At 66.8% G+C, this 16,186-nt stretch carries 16 protein-coding genes and 2 tRNA genes; 17 read left to right on the top strand and 1 reads right to left on the bottom strand.

Annotated features, from left to right (window positions below; all coding sequences use genetic code 11):
* Positions 1 to 54 precede the first annotated feature (54 nt).
* The 4 genes from OG247_RS23300 (at position 55) to OG247_RS23315 (ending at position 3,020) form a co-directional block, all read left to right on the top strand.
* Positions 55 to 1,722, top strand: a complete 1,668-nt coding sequence (locus OG247_RS23300) for a recombinase family protein (RefSeq protein WP_327254073.1) — start codon at positions 55 to 57, stop codon at positions 1,720 to 1,722.
* Positions 1,723 to 2,178: 456 nt separating this feature from the next.
* A tRNA-Lys gene (locus OG247_RS23305) sits at positions 2,179 to 2,251 on the top strand.
* A 57-nt stretch (positions 2,252 to 2,308) separates the two neighbouring features.
* A tRNA-Asp gene (locus OG247_RS23310) sits at positions 2,309 to 2,379 on the top strand.
* Positions 2,380 to 2,756: 377 nt separating this feature from the next.
* Positions 2,757 to 3,020 (top strand): HNH endonuclease, encoded by a 264-nt coding sequence (locus tag OG247_RS23315; protein WP_327254074.1) that lies wholly within the window; start codon positions 2,757 to 2,759, stop codon positions 3,018 to 3,020.
* Between the two features lie 158 nt (positions 3,021 to 3,178).
* Here OG247_RS23315 and OG247_RS23320 read toward each other — a convergent pair whose 3' ends face one another.
* Positions 3,179 to 3,403, bottom strand: coding sequence for a hypothetical protein (locus tag OG247_RS23320; RefSeq protein ID WP_327254075.1), 225 nt, complete (start codon positions 3,401 to 3,403; stop codon positions 3,179 to 3,181).
* 336 nt (positions 3,404 to 3,739) lie between these two features.
* Here OG247_RS23320 and OG247_RS23325 point away from each other — a divergent pair, with 336 nt between their 5' ends.
* The 13 genes from OG247_RS23325 (at position 3,740) to OG247_RS23385 (ending at position 16,181) form a co-directional block, all read left to right on the top strand.
* Positions 3,740 to 4,183 carry a phage terminase small subunit P27 family gene (locus tag OG247_RS23325; RefSeq protein WP_327254076.1) on the top strand — a complete coding sequence of 148 codons (444 nt, stop codon included), beginning with the start codon at positions 3,740 to 3,742 and terminating at the stop codon, positions 4,181 to 4,183.
* Between the two features lie 14 nt (positions 4,184 to 4,197).
* Positions 4,198 to 5,754, top strand: a complete 1,557-nt coding sequence (locus OG247_RS23330; RefSeq protein WP_327254077.1) for a terminase large subunit domain-containing protein — start codon at positions 4,198 to 4,200, stop codon at positions 5,752 to 5,754.
* A 37-nt stretch (positions 5,755 to 5,791) separates the two neighbouring features.
* Positions 5,792 to 7,138: a phage portal protein gene (locus tag OG247_RS23335; RefSeq protein ID WP_327254078.1), complete on the top strand. Its 1,347-nt coding sequence runs from the start codon at positions 5,792 to 5,794 to the stop codon at positions 7,136 to 7,138.
* A complete protein-coding gene (locus OG247_RS23340) occupies positions 7,101 to 7,853 on the top strand; it encodes an HK97 family phage prohead protease (RefSeq protein WP_327254079.1) in 753 nt (250 codons plus the stop codon). Before OG247_RS23335 ends, OG247_RS23340 begins: the two co-directional genes overlap by 38 nt.
* Positions 7,780 to 8,970 (top strand): phage major capsid protein, encoded by a 1,191-nt coding sequence (locus tag OG247_RS23345; RefSeq protein ID WP_327254080.1) that lies wholly within the window; start codon positions 7,780 to 7,782, stop codon positions 8,968 to 8,970. The genes OG247_RS23340 and OG247_RS23345 overlap by 74 nt, the downstream gene beginning before the upstream one ends.
* A 67-nt stretch (positions 8,971 to 9,037) precedes the next feature.
* Positions 9,038 to 9,403, top strand: a complete 366-nt coding sequence (locus tag OG247_RS23350; RefSeq protein WP_327254081.1) for a hypothetical protein — start codon at positions 9,038 to 9,040, stop codon at positions 9,401 to 9,403.
* Positions 9,404 to 9,412: 9 nt separating this feature from the next.
* Entirely contained in the window at positions 9,413 to 9,847 is a 435-nt protein-coding gene (locus tag OG247_RS23355; protein ID WP_327254082.1) for a hypothetical protein, read from the top strand.
* A gap of 9 nt (positions 9,848 to 9,856) precedes the next feature.
* Positions 9,857 to 10,867: a phage tail tube protein gene (locus OG247_RS23360; protein WP_327254083.1), complete on the top strand. Its 1,011-nt coding sequence runs from the start codon at positions 9,857 to 9,859 to the stop codon at positions 10,865 to 10,867.
* A 6-nt stretch (positions 10,868 to 10,873) separates the two neighbouring features.
* The gene (locus tag OG247_RS23365) at positions 10,874 to 11,308 is read left to right on the top strand and encodes a hypothetical protein (protein ID WP_327254084.1); all 435 of its coding nucleotides are present in this window, start codon (positions 10,874 to 10,876) and stop codon (positions 11,306 to 11,308) included.
* Positions 11,309 to 11,310: 2 nt separating this feature from the next.
* A complete protein-coding gene (locus OG247_RS23370; protein ID WP_327254085.1) occupies positions 11,311 to 11,589 on the top strand; it encodes a hypothetical protein in 279 nt (92 codons plus the stop codon).
* 207 nt (positions 11,590 to 11,796) lie between these two features.
* Positions 11,797 to 14,271: a phage tail tape measure protein gene (locus OG247_RS23375; RefSeq protein ID WP_327254086.1), complete on the top strand. Its 2,475-nt coding sequence runs from the start codon at positions 11,797 to 11,799 to the stop codon at positions 14,269 to 14,271.
* Between the two features lie 39 nt (positions 14,272 to 14,310).
* A complete protein-coding gene (locus tag OG247_RS23380) occupies positions 14,311 to 15,114 on the top strand; it encodes a hypothetical protein (RefSeq protein ID WP_327254087.1) in 804 nt (267 codons plus the stop codon).
* Complete coding sequence (locus tag OG247_RS23385) at positions 15,093 to 16,181, top strand: hypothetical protein (RefSeq protein ID WP_327254088.1); 1,089 nt, start codon at positions 15,093 to 15,095, stop codon at positions 16,179 to 16,181. Before OG247_RS23380 ends, OG247_RS23385 begins: the two co-directional genes overlap by 22 nt.
* The last annotated feature ends 5 nt before the right edge of the window (positions 16,182 to 16,186 follow it).

A 16,186-nucleotide genomic window follows, 5' to 3' on the forward strand; every position in this document is an offset into this window, starting at 1 on the left:
CCCCGGCTTGCTGAGGGGCTGAAAGCGCCCCCAGTGGACGGGGGGAGGGCTCCCATGACGACGTTGACCGAAGACCGACCCGCCACGTTCGCCGGCTCGAAGGCTCCCGCCCGCGTTGCTGTGCCGTACATGATCATCGACCCCAACGGGGACATGGACATCTATGCGCGCAAGAGCGTCACGCGGAAGGGACGTGAAGACCGGGAACTCAGCGTCAAGCAGCAGATCAACGACGGCATCCGCTGGGGCGAGTGGAACAAGTACCGACCCCGGTACGTCTGGGTGGACAACGGCATCAGCGGCAGCAAGGACGTTCACCGCCCCGGCTATGACGCTGGGCTTCGCGCCCTTGAGACCAGTGCCACCCGCTGCCTGTGGTCGTACAAGCTGGACCGCTTCAGCCGTAAGGGCGCCTTGGCTGTCCTGACGATCATGGACCGGCTGGACGGTAAGCGGATCTTCTTCGGGTCGGACAATCTCGACACGAGTGAACCGAAGGACCGCCGCATGATCATGTGGCGCGCGGAGGACGCTAAGGAGTTCTCCGACCAACTGTCGGACCGCGTGGCGGACGCATGGCGGTACTCCAAGGACGAAGGAATCTGGCTCGCCAAGCGCGTCCCGTACGGGCTGAAGAAGGACCCGAAGACCCGGCAGCTCCTTCCCGATGACAGCCCTGCCATACCCGGGAAGCCGGACGGGCCCACGAAGGCGGACGTGATCCGGCGCATGATCCGCGAGATAGGCGGAGGAGCTACGGCTCCCACGGTCATTGCCCGCCTTCACGATGATGAAATCTACCCCCGGCCGGGCTATCGGTGGAGCCCGCAGAGGATTTACAAGATCCTTCGCCACCCGGCGTACATCGGGCTTCAGCCGGCAAGCGACTGGGACGACCGGGAAGACCCCGTGTACCGCAACGAGAAGGGGCAGCGCGTTTCGGTCGGCAAGGGCGTGGTCACCGAAGCCCAGCAACTCAAGGCCCGGAAGGTTGTGCAGCAGCGCACGGCGCTCTTTGGGAAGAAGGGCACGAAGCGGGGCGTCCGGTCGGTGGGGCGCCACGAGCTGTCAGGCGCAATGTTCTGCTCTGGCTGTGGCCGGACCATGATCAAGAGGGGCAATTCCTTCGGGTGCCCGCACAAGCTCCACGGTGGGCGGCCGTGCCTGGCTCCGGCGTCCATCATGGCGAAGTACGCCTATCACTTCGTGTTTCAGGCGTTCGTCAACCGGCTCACGGCAAGCTCCCCTGAAGACCCGCTCCTTCACGCGGTCGCTGCCCGGTGGCTGGACACGCATCGGCCCGACATTGTGGCGGAGCGCCGGGAGGCCGAAGAGCGTCTTGAGAACGCGAAGGCGGCCCTTGAGGATCTTGTTGCCGCGAAGTACAAGCGCAAGGAGTTCGAAGGCCCGGCGGCAGAGTTCTACCCGGGTCTCCTCAGGGAAGCGGAGGACACGGTGAGGGCCGCGGAGAAGATGCTCGGCATGATCCCGGAGCCCACGGCCGATATCGGGTACCTGTTGGACGCCCAGACGATCGCAGACGCGTGGGAGAAGGCCACCGTGGAAGAGCGGAGGGAACTCCTCTCCCTGGCTCTTGACGGGGTGTGCGTGCGTCCGGCGTTCGGCAAGGGTCGGACCCCCGTGACGCCTGACCGCTTCCACTACGCGTGGACCGGGGCCAAGCGTGTGCTCGGGCAAGAGGACGTGGAACTCACGGCGTAACAAGAGGGCGGTTTCACTCCAGTGCGAGGGTGGGGCCGCCCTTTCGCGTTTCGCTGTCTTGTCATGCACGCCTCATGAATCGGCGGTGGGGCGGTGCGCAGATTGCCCCCGTTTGAACCGCTACACAGAGTCAGGCAATCGCACACCCAGTCATCATCAGTGACGAAGTGACGAAGTGACGATTAGTTCTAATCCACCCTACGAACCTCCTAAAAAACAATCTGTAGGAGTAACCCGGCCCGGCCCGCCACTTCGTCACTTCGTCACCGGGGGCCGCCACGAGCCCCAGCCTGTCCGGCCCGCTTCTGGGCAATCCACTCCCTAGATACGGGGTGAGGGCAGGGGATACCGCGCACCCTTCCGGCTACGCGCCACACGGCGGACTGAGAACCCCCCTCACTGGCCCACGTGCTCCCCGGTACGGATCTCCGTCCGGGTTCTGAGCCCCTGGGCCCATGGCACGTAGCTCAATTGGTAGAGCACCGGGCTCTTAACCCGGGGGTTGTCGGTTCGAGTCCGACTGGGCCAACTGTGGGCTCTTCGTGATCCCTTGGCGTGGCGGGTAGCTCCTGCGGAATCGCCTAAAGCGACGGTCGTCTAGCGGCCTAGGACAACCCCGGTCAGGGGTCAACGCCGGTTCGAATCCGGCCCGTTGCAAGCTAGCCCGCCTGACCCAATCGGTAGAGGTGCGTGGTACCGGCCCGGCTCGTCCGGGATATCGGCCACAGAGATCCCGGTTCGAACCCGGGGGTGGGCTCTAGTCCATGCCGTTCGTGGGGGCCCTGGGCCGCCCATCAGTAACCCGCTCCCTTGTGGGGAGTGTGCCGAACGGGGTTGTAAGCCCGCCCAGGTGGGGCGGCATGGACTTCTTCTTGAAGGCCCTACTCGTGCGAGTAGGGAGGGGGGTCTCCCGGTAGGGGGCCATGCGTACAAGGGGGGTGGCCATGCGCACTCGTTGTCTGGACTGCCGACAGTTCGCCACCCATGCAGGGCGGTGCGCTGAGCATCACCGGGCCTACGAGTCCGGTCGGTCCGTGCAGTCGCACCGTAAGCGCCGTGAGGCCATCGCCCGGGGGAACAACGCGGGTGCTCGTCTGCGTGCGGTGCTGAAGCGGGCCGGTCGTGGGCAGTGCGCTCACTGCGGTCTGTCCTTCCTGGCATCGGGCATGGACGTGGACCACGTGGTTCCCCTGTCGCGCGGTGGTGAGGACGTGGACGGCAACGTTCAGGTGCTGTGCCGTCCGTGCCACAAGGCGAAGACCCGCGTGGACCTGGGCTACACGGCTCCGCCCTTCTGAGGCTGGACATGACTCCACCCCAGTACGGGCGTGGGAGGCGCGTACCGGGGTGAAGTGGGTGCGGTGTAGGCGCGCGTTCTGCCGCAAGTAGGTTCCGGCGTTCCGCGCTGGAACCGGGTGGTGACGGTTTGAGTCCGTCGATCAGCGGAGCAGCCCGCCTACTCCTTCGGCGGAAGGCTGATGTTCCCCATGGGGGTGCCGGTCCGGAGCTCGGGTCCACCGGCCTTCAGCCTGTTGCTGACCTCATCGTTGGTGAAATTCTGCCCGCCGGGCATTTCCTTACGGGCCCTTTCGATGGCTTTCTCGCGACCCTCGCCGCCGAGGCCGATGAAATTGGCCGCCTTTTTGGCGATCGCCGTGAGCTGGTCTTCCTTCGTGCCCATTTCGAATCTCCTTGATGGATGCTCGGAGTGATCAGTCCACCACAGAGTGTAACTATTCGTATGTTCGGTCGCCCAAGCACACGCCGAACACCCCTCGCGTGGAGGTACCCCATGCTGCGTAGGCCCCGCCCCTGAGTGGCGTCGTGGAAGGGGGAGAGCGGTCCGGAAGTTCCCGCGCGTGCCCGCCGGCGATCCCGGCCCCAGCTCGGAAAACGCGCCCTGGGTGCGGCTCCTTTTTTGGGCCCTGGGCGCTGTCTGACCTGGGCAAAGCCCGTTCCGCACCCCTGAGAAAGGCACCCGCTAACGGGGTCTAAACCCTAGTTAGGAGGGTGTCAGGTGACGCGAGCGAAGAGCCCGGCCCAGCGGACCGGCAACCCCTCCGGAGCGGCAGCTCCTGACGCGGCCCCGGTCGTGCACGAGGGGCGTGCCCCGCGAGTGCCCAGCCACCTGAAGGCCGGGGGCCGTGAGGTCTGGCGGGCCGTGTGGCAGGCGGGCAGCGGGGCGTACTCCCCGGAGACGGACCGCAACATCATCCTGCGGTACGCCGAACTTCACGACCGACGCGCGGACTTGCTGGACCTGATCCACACGGAGGGCCTTTCCGTCGTGGGCTCCACGGGGCAGCCCGCCATTCATCCGGCCATGCGGTTCGTGGAGTCCACAGAGCGCGAACTCCGCGCCATCGAATCAGCCATTGGCTTCAGCCCGGAAGCGCGGATGCGCCTGGGCATCGTCGCGGCGGAGGCCCGCCGGGTGGCGGCAAGTCCCGCCGACTTCTGACCGGGGGGTGTCGCATGTGGGACGGGCTTGATCCTGTCATCGCGCGGCACATCCCGGCCGGCGCGGAGTTCCCCTCCGAAGGCCACCGGGTGGCCAACTGGATTGAACGCTTCTGCGTGCTGACCGGCAGCTTCGCCGGGCAGCCCTTCAAGCTCCTGCCGTGGCAGCGGGATCTTCTCGTTGACGCCTACCGCCTTGAGCGGGACGCCTTCGGGCAGTGGCGCCGCAAGCACCGGACCGCCGTGGTCTGCGTGGCCCGCAAGAACGGCAAGAGCACGTTGGCCGCGGGGATCATGCTGTACCACCTTGTGGCGGACCGGGCCGACGCTCAGCGTCAGATCATCGCTGCCGCCAACGACAGGGCTCAGGCCCGCATGGTGTTCGATGCGGCGAAGTCCATGGTCCTTGCGTCGCCCCGCCTGTCTGCCGTCTGCGAAGTACAGCGGGACATCATCCGGTACGCGGACAACACCTACCGCGTGGTGTCTGCGGACGCTGGGCGGCAACAGGGCCTGAACCCTTCGTCAGTCAGCCTTGATGAGTACGCCTTCGCGAAGTCCGCGGACCTCTTCGACGCGCTGACCCTGGGGTCCGCCGCTCGCTCTCAGCCGATGTTCTGGATCATCAGCACGGCCGGCCCGGACCCTGACGGTCCCTTCGCCCGGCTGTGCACCCAGGGCGAGCGCATGAACTCCGGGGAGCTTGAGGACCCCACGCTCTTCTACCGCTCGTGGGGCCCGGCGCTGGGCGCCACCGTGGACCACACGGACCCGGAGGTCTGGCGGGCCTGCAACCCGTCCTTCGACATCCTGAACGTGGCGGACTTCGAAGCTGCGTGTCAGCGCAGTACGGAGGCGTCCTTCCGGATCTACCGCCTGTCCCAGTTTGTGAGGGGCGGTAGCTCGTGGCTGCCTCACGGCCTGTGGGACTCCCTTGCCGTGGACGACGAACTCAGGCCCGGTGACGCCGTGGTCCTGGGCTTCGATGGGTCATGGAAGGGCGACTCCACGGCGTTGGTTGCGGCCCGCGTGCATGACCTTCGGGTCTTCGTGCTGGGCCACTGGGAGGCACCGGCCGATGACGCGCACTGGCGGGTACCCATGGCGGACGTGCGTGACGCGCTCCGTTCCGCGCTGGACACGTACACGGTGCGCGTGCTCGTGGCGGACCCGTACCGCTGGGAGGAATCCCTTGACCGCCTTGAGGCGGAAGGCCACCCGGTCGAAGCGTTCCCGACCAACAGCCTGAAGCGGATGATCCCGGCGACTCAGGCCGTGTACGACGCGGCCCGGGACGGCCGGCTGAGCCACGACGGGAACCCGGCGTTGGCCCGCCACATCGGCAACGCCGTGCTCCGGGAGGACCGGCACGGGGCCCGCATCACCAAAGAGCACGCTTCGAGCCGCCGGAAGATCGACCTTGCCATTGCCATGATCCTCGCCGTTCACGGCGCGGTGCTGTGGCGGGAAGACAACCCGGGGCTCATTGACGCGCCGATCGTCGCCACCTGGGACGACGCCGGGGAGGTCTTCACCTTCGGCGGGAGCGCGGACTACTTCAACGATCTGTGACAGCCCGCCTCTGTGCGCGGGCACGGGGGTGAGCACGGTGGGCTTCTGGTCTGCACTCTTCAAGCCCCGCGCTTCCGAGACGCGGGCAACCTGGGAGCCGGCGGGAGAGCTGTACCCGTACCCGGGAACGGTCTCCTCCGCGGGGCAGCGGGTGAACGCCACCACGGCTCTTCAGGTATCCGCGGTCTTCGCGTGCATCCGGCTTCTGTCGGAGACGATCGCCACCCTGCCCATTGCGACGTACTCACGTCGGGGCGGTGCTCGCCGGGAGATCAACTCCCCGCTGTGGCTGGACTACCCCACGGCGGAGCCGGGCGGGCTGGGCCGCATCGACCTGATTTCACAGCTCGTGCTGTCCCTACTCCTTGAGGGCAACGCCTACTTGGCCGTGCGCTGGGCGCCGGACAACACGGCGATCGTCGGGTTGGACGTGCTGGACCCGTCCCGGATCACCACACACACGGTGATGGTGGACGGCAGCCGGCGAAAGGTCTTCGAAGCCTGGGACGTGGACGCGGACGGGAACGAAGTAGCGATCGGCTACTTCACCTCCCGGGAGATCCTGCACATCCCCGGGATGATGCTGCCCGGCGACTTCACCGGCGTGAGCCCCATCAACTACGCACGGGAGTCCATCGGTCTCGCGCTCGCGGCACAGACCTACGGCAGCAAGTTCTTCGCGAACGGCGCCGTGCCGTCCGCCATCGTGGAAGTCCCCGGCGCCATGAGCGAAGAGGGACTTACCCGCGCTCGCGAAGCGTGGCGGTTGGCGAACTCCGGACCGGAGTCGGCTCACCGCATCGCCCTGCTGACGGAAGGCGCGAAGTTCTCGAAGGTCTCGCTGAGCCCGGACGAAGCCCAGTTCCTACAGACCCGGGCCTTTCAGGTCCCGGAGATTGCGCGAATCTTCGGCGTGCCACCGCACCTGATAGCGGACGCTTCCGGCTCCACGAGCTGGGGCAGCGGCCTTGCCGAACAGAACCAAGCCTTCTCCATGTTCAGCCTCCGGCCGTGGCTTGAGCGGATCGAAGCGGGCTTCACGCGCTTGCTCTTCGCGGAGACCGCGGACCGCATGAAGTTCGTGAAGTTCTCGCTGGACGGAATCCAGCGGGGCGCCCCGAAGGAACGCATGGAGCTGTACTCCCTGGGCCTTCAGAACGGGATCTACAGCATCAACGAAGTGCGGGCTTCCGAAGACCTTGCACCCCTGCCTGACGGGCTGGGCGACACCTACCGCGTGCCGCTGAACCTGGGCGACGTGTCCGCCGAAGAGCCCCCGACACAGGACACCACGCCGGAGCCGGAGCCCCCGGCGCCGGACGAGACGAACGAGGGGGACGAAGAGGATGACGACGGAGACACGGAGCCTGACAAGTCCGGCTGAGATCCGGGCCAAGGGCGACGGGCTCACCGCCCGCGGGTACGCCTACCGCTTCAACGAGCTGTCCAGTGACCTGGGCGGCTTCCGCGAGCGCATCGCGCCGGGCGCCGGTCTGGCGTCCCTTGAGCGCAACGACATCGTGGCCACCTTCAACCACGACGTGAACAACGTGCTGGGCCGGCGCTCGTCCGGAACGCTCCGTGTGGGCGAAGACGACGCCGGAGGTTGGTACGAGATTGATCTTCCGAACACGAGCGTGGGCCGGGACCTTGCCGAACTTCTGAAGCGCGGGGACGTGAAGGGCAGCTCCTTCACCTTCCGCGTGGGCAAGGGCGGGCAGCGCCGGGCGGGCACCGACCCGGAGACCGGACTTCCTGTCCGGGAGATCACAGAAATGGACGTGGCGGAGCTGGGCCCGGTACTCACACCGGCCTACCCGACCACTGACGCGGCACTTCGGTCCATTGGGGCAGTGCTGGGCGTCGAACTCCGCGCCGCGAAGGCAGACGACGAAGAGCCGGACGAAGAGCCGGACGAGTCGGAGGAGACCACGGACGAACCGGCTGGGGGGCCGGACGAGCCGGAAGACCACAAGAACGCGCGTGCACTGTTCCGCGCGCTCATCACCACGGGGGGAATCACAGATGGACGTAACGACCCTGAGCGCGAACTTCACGGCGCGCGAGAAGGCGACGAACGAACTGCGCTCGCTGACTGAGGAGTTCGCGGGCAAGGCCATGGACGCGGAGTCCCGGGCCCAGGAGACTCGACTCCTGGACGCCATTGCCGACTACGACGGTCGGATCAAGCGGGGCATTGAGGTGCTGAAGTCCGGCGAGAGCGTGAGCGCGCTCATGCAGGGCCTGAAGGGCACCGGCTCCAAGGGCAGCACCCCGGACAAGCTGGCCCAGGCGGCGGAACAGCTCCGAGCCCTGAAGATCAACGAGGGGCTGACCTTCGCTCCGGAGGCTCCGGAGTCCCGGGCCATCGACACGAAGACCAACCCGGGCAACACCGTGATCGCGCGGACCCTGTACGGCCGGCTTCTGGCCCAGGCAATCGAGCGGTCCACCATCATGCGCGGTGGCGCCACCATCCTCACCACGTCCAGCGGTGAGCCCATGGACTTCACCGTTGTGACGGGCCGGGCGTCCGCGTCCATCGTGGGCGAGAGCGCCGCTGTCCCTGAGTCCCAGCCGACCACGGTTCAGCGGTCCGTTGGCGCGTTCAAGTACGGCTACGCGTCCACCCTGTCCACGGAGTTCGTGCAGGATCAGGCCCTTGATCTCGTCTCCTTCCTGGTGGGCGACGCGGGCCCGGCTCTGGGTGACGGCATGGGTCGGCACTTCCTGACCGGCACCGGCACGAACCAGCCGAAGGGTCTGATCACCGCGGCTTCGCCGGCGACCGCCACGTTCACCGCGACGGCGAAGGACGCGACCGTTTCGGACGCGCTTATTGACCTGTACTACGAGCTGCCCAGCTCCTACCGGGGTGCCGCGGCCTTCGTCGTCTCCGACAAGGTGGCGGCCCAGATGCGCAAGCTCAAGGACGGTCAGGGTCAGTACCTGTGGCAGTCCTCCGTACAGGTGGGCGCTCCGGACACCTTCAACGGACGCCCGGTCCTGACCGACGTAGGCGCCCCGGACAACAAGGTGACCTTCGGTGACCTGTCGAAGTACACGGTCCGTCTCGCCGGCCCGCTCCGTGTCGAGCGGTCCGTTGACCTCAAGTTCCTCAACGACCAGATCGTTTACCGCTTCCTTCAGCGGGCGGACGGTCTGCTTGTGGACGAGCGTGCCGTGAAGGTTCTGACCGTTGGCGGTGGCGCGTAACAGCGCCGCACGACCGGGCCCGGTCTACTCGCGCGAGTAGGCCGGGCTTCTGCCCAGGGGGGACCACATGTCATACGCCACCGTGGACGAACTCCGGGCGCTGGACGGGCTGGGGGACACCCAGCTCTTCCCGGACGCCACGCTCAGCGAAGCCATCGACTACGCGGTTGAGACGGTCGAAACGTACTGCGGGCGGAAGTGGGAAGGCGTCGATGCTGCGCCGGAAACGATCCGGTGGTGTGTCCGCAGGATCGCCCGGCAGTACGTGTTGGATCTCGTCTCCCGCGTCCCGGACCGCGCCCTTCAGCTTCAAAGCGAATTCGGTTCGATCCAGCTTGCCCAGGCGGGCGGGAACTGGCGGCCCACGTCGCTGCCGGAGGTCAACGCCCAGCTCAACCGGTACCGGGTCAGGCTCCCGTTCTTCTTCCTGTAGGGGGCTGCCGTGCCACTGATCTTCGACGTGAAGGTTGCGCTCTTCGAAGCGCTCAAGGGGCTCGTCCCCGCCGGGGTGCAATGCACCTTCGCGGAGACCGGCCAGTCCGATCGTCGGCAACAGCTCTGGCTAGGTGCCACCACGGATGAAGAGCTTGAGCCCGTCGCCATGCGCGCCGGGCCCCGGAAGCCCACGAACGTCACCGGCTACGTGGAAGCCCACGCGGTGGTGATCGTCCCGGGCGATCCGATCGGCGCGGAGCGGGGCGCCTACGTCCTCCGGGACGTGGTGGCGGACGCCTGCCGGGCCGTGGACCGGGCGACTGTCGCCGGCCTACTCGACCTCCGGCCGGAGTCATCGACCGTCGAAACCGCAGAGACCACAGACGGGGCGTACTCCGCCCTGACGGTCCGCGTGAGAGTGCGCGGACGCACCACAACCTAGGGGGACCGCATGGCGCTGGACGCTGCCATTGGCATTGGAGAAGAGACCGCGTACGGCACAGCGCCTACGTCCACCATCGGCTACGAGGGGAAAGCCGACAGTTGGAAGGTCGCCAAGGAGTTCATTGAATCCGTCGGCTTTCGGCGGGGAATGCAGACCGCCCGCGCCGACCGCCGGAACATCGTGCAGATGGGCGGGGAGGGGGAGCTTGAGGTTGACCTTCTGGACGTGGGCGCTGCCGCCCTCTTCCGGGCCGCCTTCGACAAGCACACCTTCACGGACACCGGCGCCTTCCGGACGCACGTCTTCGAGACTGCCGCGTCCAGCGCTGCCCCGTCCTTCACGGCCCAAATGATCCGTCCCGCCATCGACGGGACGGACGTGGCCTACCGGCACGTGGGCTGTGTCGCCACTGAGTGGGAGCTGACCGCTGAGACGGAGAACGCGGTCACGTTCAACGTGTCCTTCGACTTTCAGGACGTGTCCCACACGAGCACGCCGGCTCAGGCGCTGCCCATCGACTACCCGGCAACGGCCCGCCCGTACGACTGGACCCGCACGGCCATCACCCTGACCCGGGCCGGGACTCCGGTCCCGCTGGACGCGGGCAAGCTCTCCCTCACCGGAGACCTGGGCCTGAAGACTGACCGCCGGTTCCTGCGGGCCAATGCCCTGAAGAAGAAGCCCGTGCGCGCTGCCGTCCCGACGTACGAGGGTGAGATAGAGGGTGAGTTCTCCGCGGACTCCCTGAAGCTCTACGAAGCGTTCGTTGCCGGTGAGGTGATCGGCTTCCGGTCGGACCTCACGGGCCTGACCCCGGGCACATCGCTCAAGATCGAATGCCCGGCAATCCAGTTCACCGGGGAGTCCCCGGAGGCGTCCGTTGACGACGTGACCGTTCACACCCTGCCCTTCCGGGTGCTGGACCCGGGCGACGGCAACCCGGCCATCCGCCTCACCTACGTGGAGCCGAAGCCCGTAGCACCGCTCAAGGCAATGGCCACCCCAGAAGAGGGGTGAGGCCCGATGGCCCGCACGAGCGCCTTCACGGTCCGCGTCGCGGGCATGACGGAGCTACAGAAGAACATCCGGCGCCTGAAGAGCCGGGACCTGAACAACGCGGTTCGCGCGGCGAACAAGCAAGCCGCCGAAGTGGTCAAGCCGGAGGCGGAGTCAACCGCCCCGAAGGGCCGGCGGGACGCGAAGTCCGGCAAGCGCTACAAGCCGGGGAAACTCGCGAAGTCCGTCAAGGTCACCGCCTCCGCGAAGGGGGCCCAGGTGAAGGCGGGCTCCGCCACTCGCGTCCCGTACGCGGCAGCCGTGCACTTCGGCTACCCGAAGCGCGGGATCAAGCCGAACCGCTTCCTGTTCAGGGCCATGGCGCGCAAGAGCGCCGCTGTATCCGAGACCTACGAGCGCGAGATCAGCGCCGTGGTCCGCCAACACCTTGAGGGGGACTAGACGTGGCGAAGAAGCCTGCCGTGGGCGGGGACCTGGGAGAACTCCTCTCCCTTGATCTCAACAGTCTGACCATTGACGAAATCGACATCATCGAAGAGGTCACGGACGCGCCGCTTGACGAGCTGCGCAAGCCCGGCCGGCGCCGGGGCCCGATGCTGCGGGCCATGGCCGTGGTCCTCAAGCGCCGGACCGATCCGGACTTCTCGATTGAGGACGCCGGAGCCCTCCGCCTTGAGTTCAAGGGCAAGGCGAAGCCGGACCCTACCGGGCCCAGCGCGTAGTTCTCTGTGCCCGGCTCCTGGGCCACTTTCGTGGCCTGACCTGGGCGGACGTTCGGTCCCTACAGCTGAGGGACTTCAACGCGCTGGTTGACCAGATGGCTGCCGACATCGAGCGGCAGAACAAGCAGAACCGACGCACGCAACGGGGGCGCGCGTCCGGGAGCACGGGGGAACGGCGCACGCCGGTCATGACGTAAGGGGGCCGGTGTGGCGAAGCCTGTCACGATCACACTTCTCGGGGACGAATCGGATCTTGCAGCGTCCCTAGAGCGGGGCGCCGCGGATGTAACCGCCTTTGCGGATCAGGTAGAGGCGGCCCTTCGGGAAGCAACCGAAGAGGCTGCCAACCTGGGCGACGCGGTTGCCGAAGGTGCGGACGAAGCCGGGCAGGAAGTCAGCACCTTCGGTGAACGCTTCGGGGGCGCTGCCCTTCTCGCCGGCGCGGCCATCGGCGCTGGTCTCGCTGCCGGTATCAGCGAAGCACTGGATCAGGAGAAAGGCAGCGATCTTCTTGCCGCTCAGGTAGGCGCCACTCCAGCCCAGGCCAAGGAGTTGGGCAAGGCGGCCGGTGAGGTCTACGCGGCGGGCTACGGCGAATCCGTCGCGGACGCCAACGAAGCACTCAAGGGCCTGTGGCGCGAAGGACTTGTTCCCGCGGATGCCACGGCGGATGAACTGGCCAAGGTCAGCAAGACCGCCATGGACGTGGCGTCAGTCCTGGGTGATGACGTAGGGCCCGTCTCGACAGCCGTGGGCCAGATGCTTAAAACCGGTCTGGCGAAGGACGCCACGGAAGCCTTCGACATCCTCACCGCTGGTGCCCAGAACGGCGCCAACAAGGCCGAAGACTTGGCCGACACTTTCAACGAGTACGGCACCCAGTTCAGGAAGCTGGGGCTGGACGGCAAGACCGCCATGGGGCTCATCTCCCAGGGCCTGCAAGGTGGCGCGAGAGACGCGGATATCGTCGCCGACGCCTTCAAGGAATTTTCCATTCGCGCCATCGACGGCAGCAAGACAACTGCCGACGGATTCAAGGCCATTGGGCTCAACGCTGAGACCATGGCGGCACAGATCGCCAAGGGCGGCCCCAGCGCGGAGAAGGCCCTTGGCCTGACGCTGGACAAGCTCCGGGCCATGAAGGACCCGGCGGAACGGTCCGCGGCAGCCGTGAACCTCTTCGGCACCCAGGCGGAAGACCTGGGTGACGCCTTGTACGCGTTGGACGTAGACACGGCCGTTCAGAAGTTGGGCAAGGTGGACGGGGCCGCAAAGGCAGCCGGCGACACCATGCACGACAACGCGTCCACGAAGCTAACCGCGTTCTGGCGTGGCCTTCAGCAGGGCGCCGTTGACGTGATCGGCGGGGAGGTCATTCCCCGGCTCGAAGCACTCGCAACGAAGTTTGCCCCCGTCGCCCAGGCGGCGGAGACCGTGATCACGGGCGTGGTACTACCTGCCCTTCGCGCGCTCAAGGACGGGACAGAAGAAACGTTCCGCTTCGTTGAGAACAACAAGGGGATCTTCACGGTGGTGGCCGGGGTGATCACGGCCATCCTCCTCCCGGCAATCGTCGCGTGGGGTGTCACCTCCGTACAGGCGGGCATTGCCAACGTGACCGCCTGGGTCACGAGCACGGCGACCGCGACCACAAGCGCAGCATCACAGGTGCTCTCGCACTGGGCCGTGGTCGGAGGGTGGCTCAAGGCAGCCGGACAGGCAGTGATCTCCGCTGCCGTGGTGGTCGGCTCGTGGATCGCCATGGGCGCCCAGGCGGTCATACAGGCGGCCCGCATGGCTGGGGCGTGGCTGATTGCCATGGGCCCGGTAGCGCTGATCATCGCTGCCGTGGTCGGTCTCGCGGCCCTGATCTGGGCCAACTGGGACAAGATTGTTGGGTGGACAACCCAGGCGTGGGACTGGGTGTGGAACAAGATCAAGCAAGTCTGGGACTTCCTGGTCACCCTGTTCATGAACGCCACGCTCGTGGGGTTCATCATCGGGCACTGGGACGCCATCAAGGCAGCCACCGGGGCCGCATTTGACTGGGTGTGGCAGAAGATCAAGGGCATCTGGGACACCCTGGTTTCGCTCTTCCTGAACTTCACCGGGCCCGGTCTGCTGATCAAGCACTGGGACGCGATCAAGCAAGCCACCGCGGACGCGTTCGCCTGGGTCTACAACAAGGCGCGCGACGGGCTCAACGCCGTGATCGAGTTCTTCACCGGACTCCCGGGCCGCATCCGCGACACGGCCGGCAGCGTGGCCCGCTCCGCGCTGGGCATCGGCGGTTCCATCATCGACGGACTGAAGGACGGGCTGTCCCGACTGGGCGGCTTCGCGTCAAGTCTGGCGTCCTCCGTGACTGGCGCTGCCAAGGGCGCCATCAATGGCGTGGTGGATCTCCTCAACTGGGCCATCCCCAACAAGTTGGGCTGGGGCGCCCTGTCCATCGACATCCCGGACAACCCCATTCCCCACGTGCGCGCCATGGGCGGTCCGGCCCAGGGCCTGACCCGCGTGGGCGAGCGCGGACCTGAATGGGTGTCCCTGCCCAGTGGATCAACCGTGATCCCCAACCACGCGGCTCCGTCGGGGGGCGGAGTCGTGGTCAACGTCCGCACAAGCGCGGACCCGTGGGCCATCGGGCGGGAAGTCGCCTGGGCCCTTCGCACTGCATAACCGCCCTACTCGCGCGAGTAGGGCCAAGGGGGGATGGACATGGCGGAGTTGGGAGACTGGACCGCCGAATACGCCGGTCTCGTCATGGGGGAGCCCGACTCCGCCATATCCATTGTTGCGGTTGACGGGCTCGTGTCCCTTCCGGACGTGAGGTCTTCGGACCTGACCCTTGTGCAACAGCACGGCCAGTACCCCGGAGACGACTACCTGAACGGCCGGGCCGTGACGCTGACCCTTGAGGTATACGGCGCCACTGCCGACGAGTTCGCCCAGGCCCTGGGGGAGGTCTACGCAGCGTTCGCGCCGGCTGGGCCGGAGAGACCACTCCGCTTCAGGTTCCCCGGCCTTGCCGCGGGCCGTACGGCCTTCGTCAACGCCAGACCGCGGAAGCGCTCCGGGCCCATGGATCTGAACTTCGCCAACAGGGTCTGCAACATCGTCGTGGAGCTGTACGCCACGGACCCGCACATCTACGGGGACGAGATCGTAAGCCTGAAGCTCTCCTCCCCGTGGGCGGGCAGTAACCCGAAGCTCCGCTTCGTCTACCCGGGCTCCGTGCCCGCGCTGCCGGTGATCACGCTGGACAACGCGAAGGACTGTGTTCTCAAGGACGAGATCACCGGCCTGTACTTCGGCATGGTTCCGCTCGCCGGCGGGCTCACCATCAACAGCGCGGCCCAGCTCGTAACCGCCACCGCGACCGGCACGGCCTACAACGACCGGATCACCCCGGGCTCAACGTGGCCTGAGTACGCCTTCGGGGAGCACCGGCTCGGCCTGTCCAGCGGTGCGACATCACGAGCCACAGAGGCAGTCCTCACGTGGCGGAACAGGTGGGTGTGATGGGCGCGAAGTACGCGGTCCTTCAGACCAACGCGAAGACCGGCGACGTGGTGACCCGCCTGCCCGTCACGGGCCTGACTTTCACGCACACGCTCAACGCGGCCGGGACCGCTTCGGTCGGCATTCCGCTCTTCGCACCGGAGGCTGACCCGGCAGTCCTGAGCCCGGGTATCAGCGGGCTCGTCATCACTCGGGACGGGGCGCCGGTCTGGGGCGGCATCGTTTGGACCGCCTCCGCGGACATAGCGGCCGGGACGCTGACTCTGGGGGCCTCCGGCTACCACTCGCACTACAAGGGCCGGGCCTTCGTCAACGGATGGACCGCCCGCACCGTGGAACAGGTGGACCTGTTGAAGTCGTGGTTCACGTACTTCAACGCAGACAACGGCATCGGCACGGCCACGGACACCATCACGGCCACCGGGGCGAAGCGCACCGCCGTGTGGACCCGGTACGAGCTGAAGAACGCCGGTGAGGCGATCGAAGAACTTGCCGACAACGTGAACGGCTTCAACTTCCGCTATGTGCCGTACTGGATCACCAGTGGCAAGAAGGTTGGGCACCGGTTCGTGATGTCCAGCCGGGCCGGCTCGTCCACACGCACCCTGACGCACCGGGTGAACGCGGACGTTACCCGGGTCGGGTACGACTCCACGGCCCTGAGCACGGTGGCCTACGCGACCGGGGCCGACAAGGGCAACGGCGAACGGCTCGTTGGGATCTTCGAGAACCACGAGCTTGCCGCCCGGATGCCTGAGCGCGTCGCCATCGGCGCGTATCAGGACGTGAAGGAGACCGCCACGCTCGTGGGCAAGGCCCAGGCGCTCATCAACGCCGGGTCAGCACCGGCAGCCATTCCAGAACTCACCCTCTACCCGGGCCAGTACGGACCGCTGGACTTCGTACCCGGCGACTACGTGGCCGTGGACGCGGACGCCGGATACGTCGCCTTCCTGGACGAGTTCGCCGTAACCGAATGCGCCACGAGCGTGGACGTGAACGGCACCGAATCCATTCGTCTCGCTCTCGCGAACAAGGAGTTGTTCATCAATGCCAACGCAAGCTAATGCCC

It is taken from the genome of Streptomyces sp. NBC_01244 (genome assembly GCF_035987325.1).
Lineage (GTDB): Bacteria > Actinomycetota > Actinomycetes > Streptomycetales > Streptomycetaceae > Streptomyces.

Coding starts and splice junctions, on each gene's coding strand:
- OG247_RS23350 (WP_327254081.1), top strand. CDS start 9,038: ATGTCATACGCCACCGTGGACGAACTCCGGGCGCTGGACGGGCTGGGG.
- OG247_RS23345 (WP_327254080.1), top strand. CDS start 7,780: ATGGACGTAACGACCCTGAGCGCGAACTTCACGGCGCGCGAGAAGGCG.
- OG247_RS23300 (WP_327254073.1), top strand. CDS start 55: ATGACGACGTTGACCGAAGACCGACCCGCCACGTTCGCCGGCTCGAAG.
- OG247_RS23360 (WP_327254083.1), top strand. CDS start 9,857: ATGGCGCTGGACGCTGCCATTGGCATTGGAGAAGAGACCGCGTACGGC.
- OG247_RS23380 (WP_327254087.1), top strand. CDS start 14,311: ATGGCGGAGTTGGGAGACTGGACCGCCGAATACGCCGGTCTCGTCATG.
- OG247_RS23330 (WP_327254077.1), top strand. CDS start 4,198: ATGTGGGACGGGCTTGATCCTGTCATCGCGCGGCACATCCCGGCCGGC.
- OG247_RS23340 (WP_327254079.1), top strand. CDS start 7,101: ATGACGACGGAGACACGGAGCCTGACAAGTCCGGCTGAGATCCGGGCC.
- OG247_RS23320 (WP_327254075.1), bottom strand. CDS start 3,403: ATGGGCACGAAGGAAGACCAGCTCACGGCGATCGCCAAAAAGGCGGCC.
- OG247_RS23365 (WP_327254084.1), top strand. CDS start 10,874: ATGGCCCGCACGAGCGCCTTCACGGTCCGCGTCGCGGGCATGACGGAG.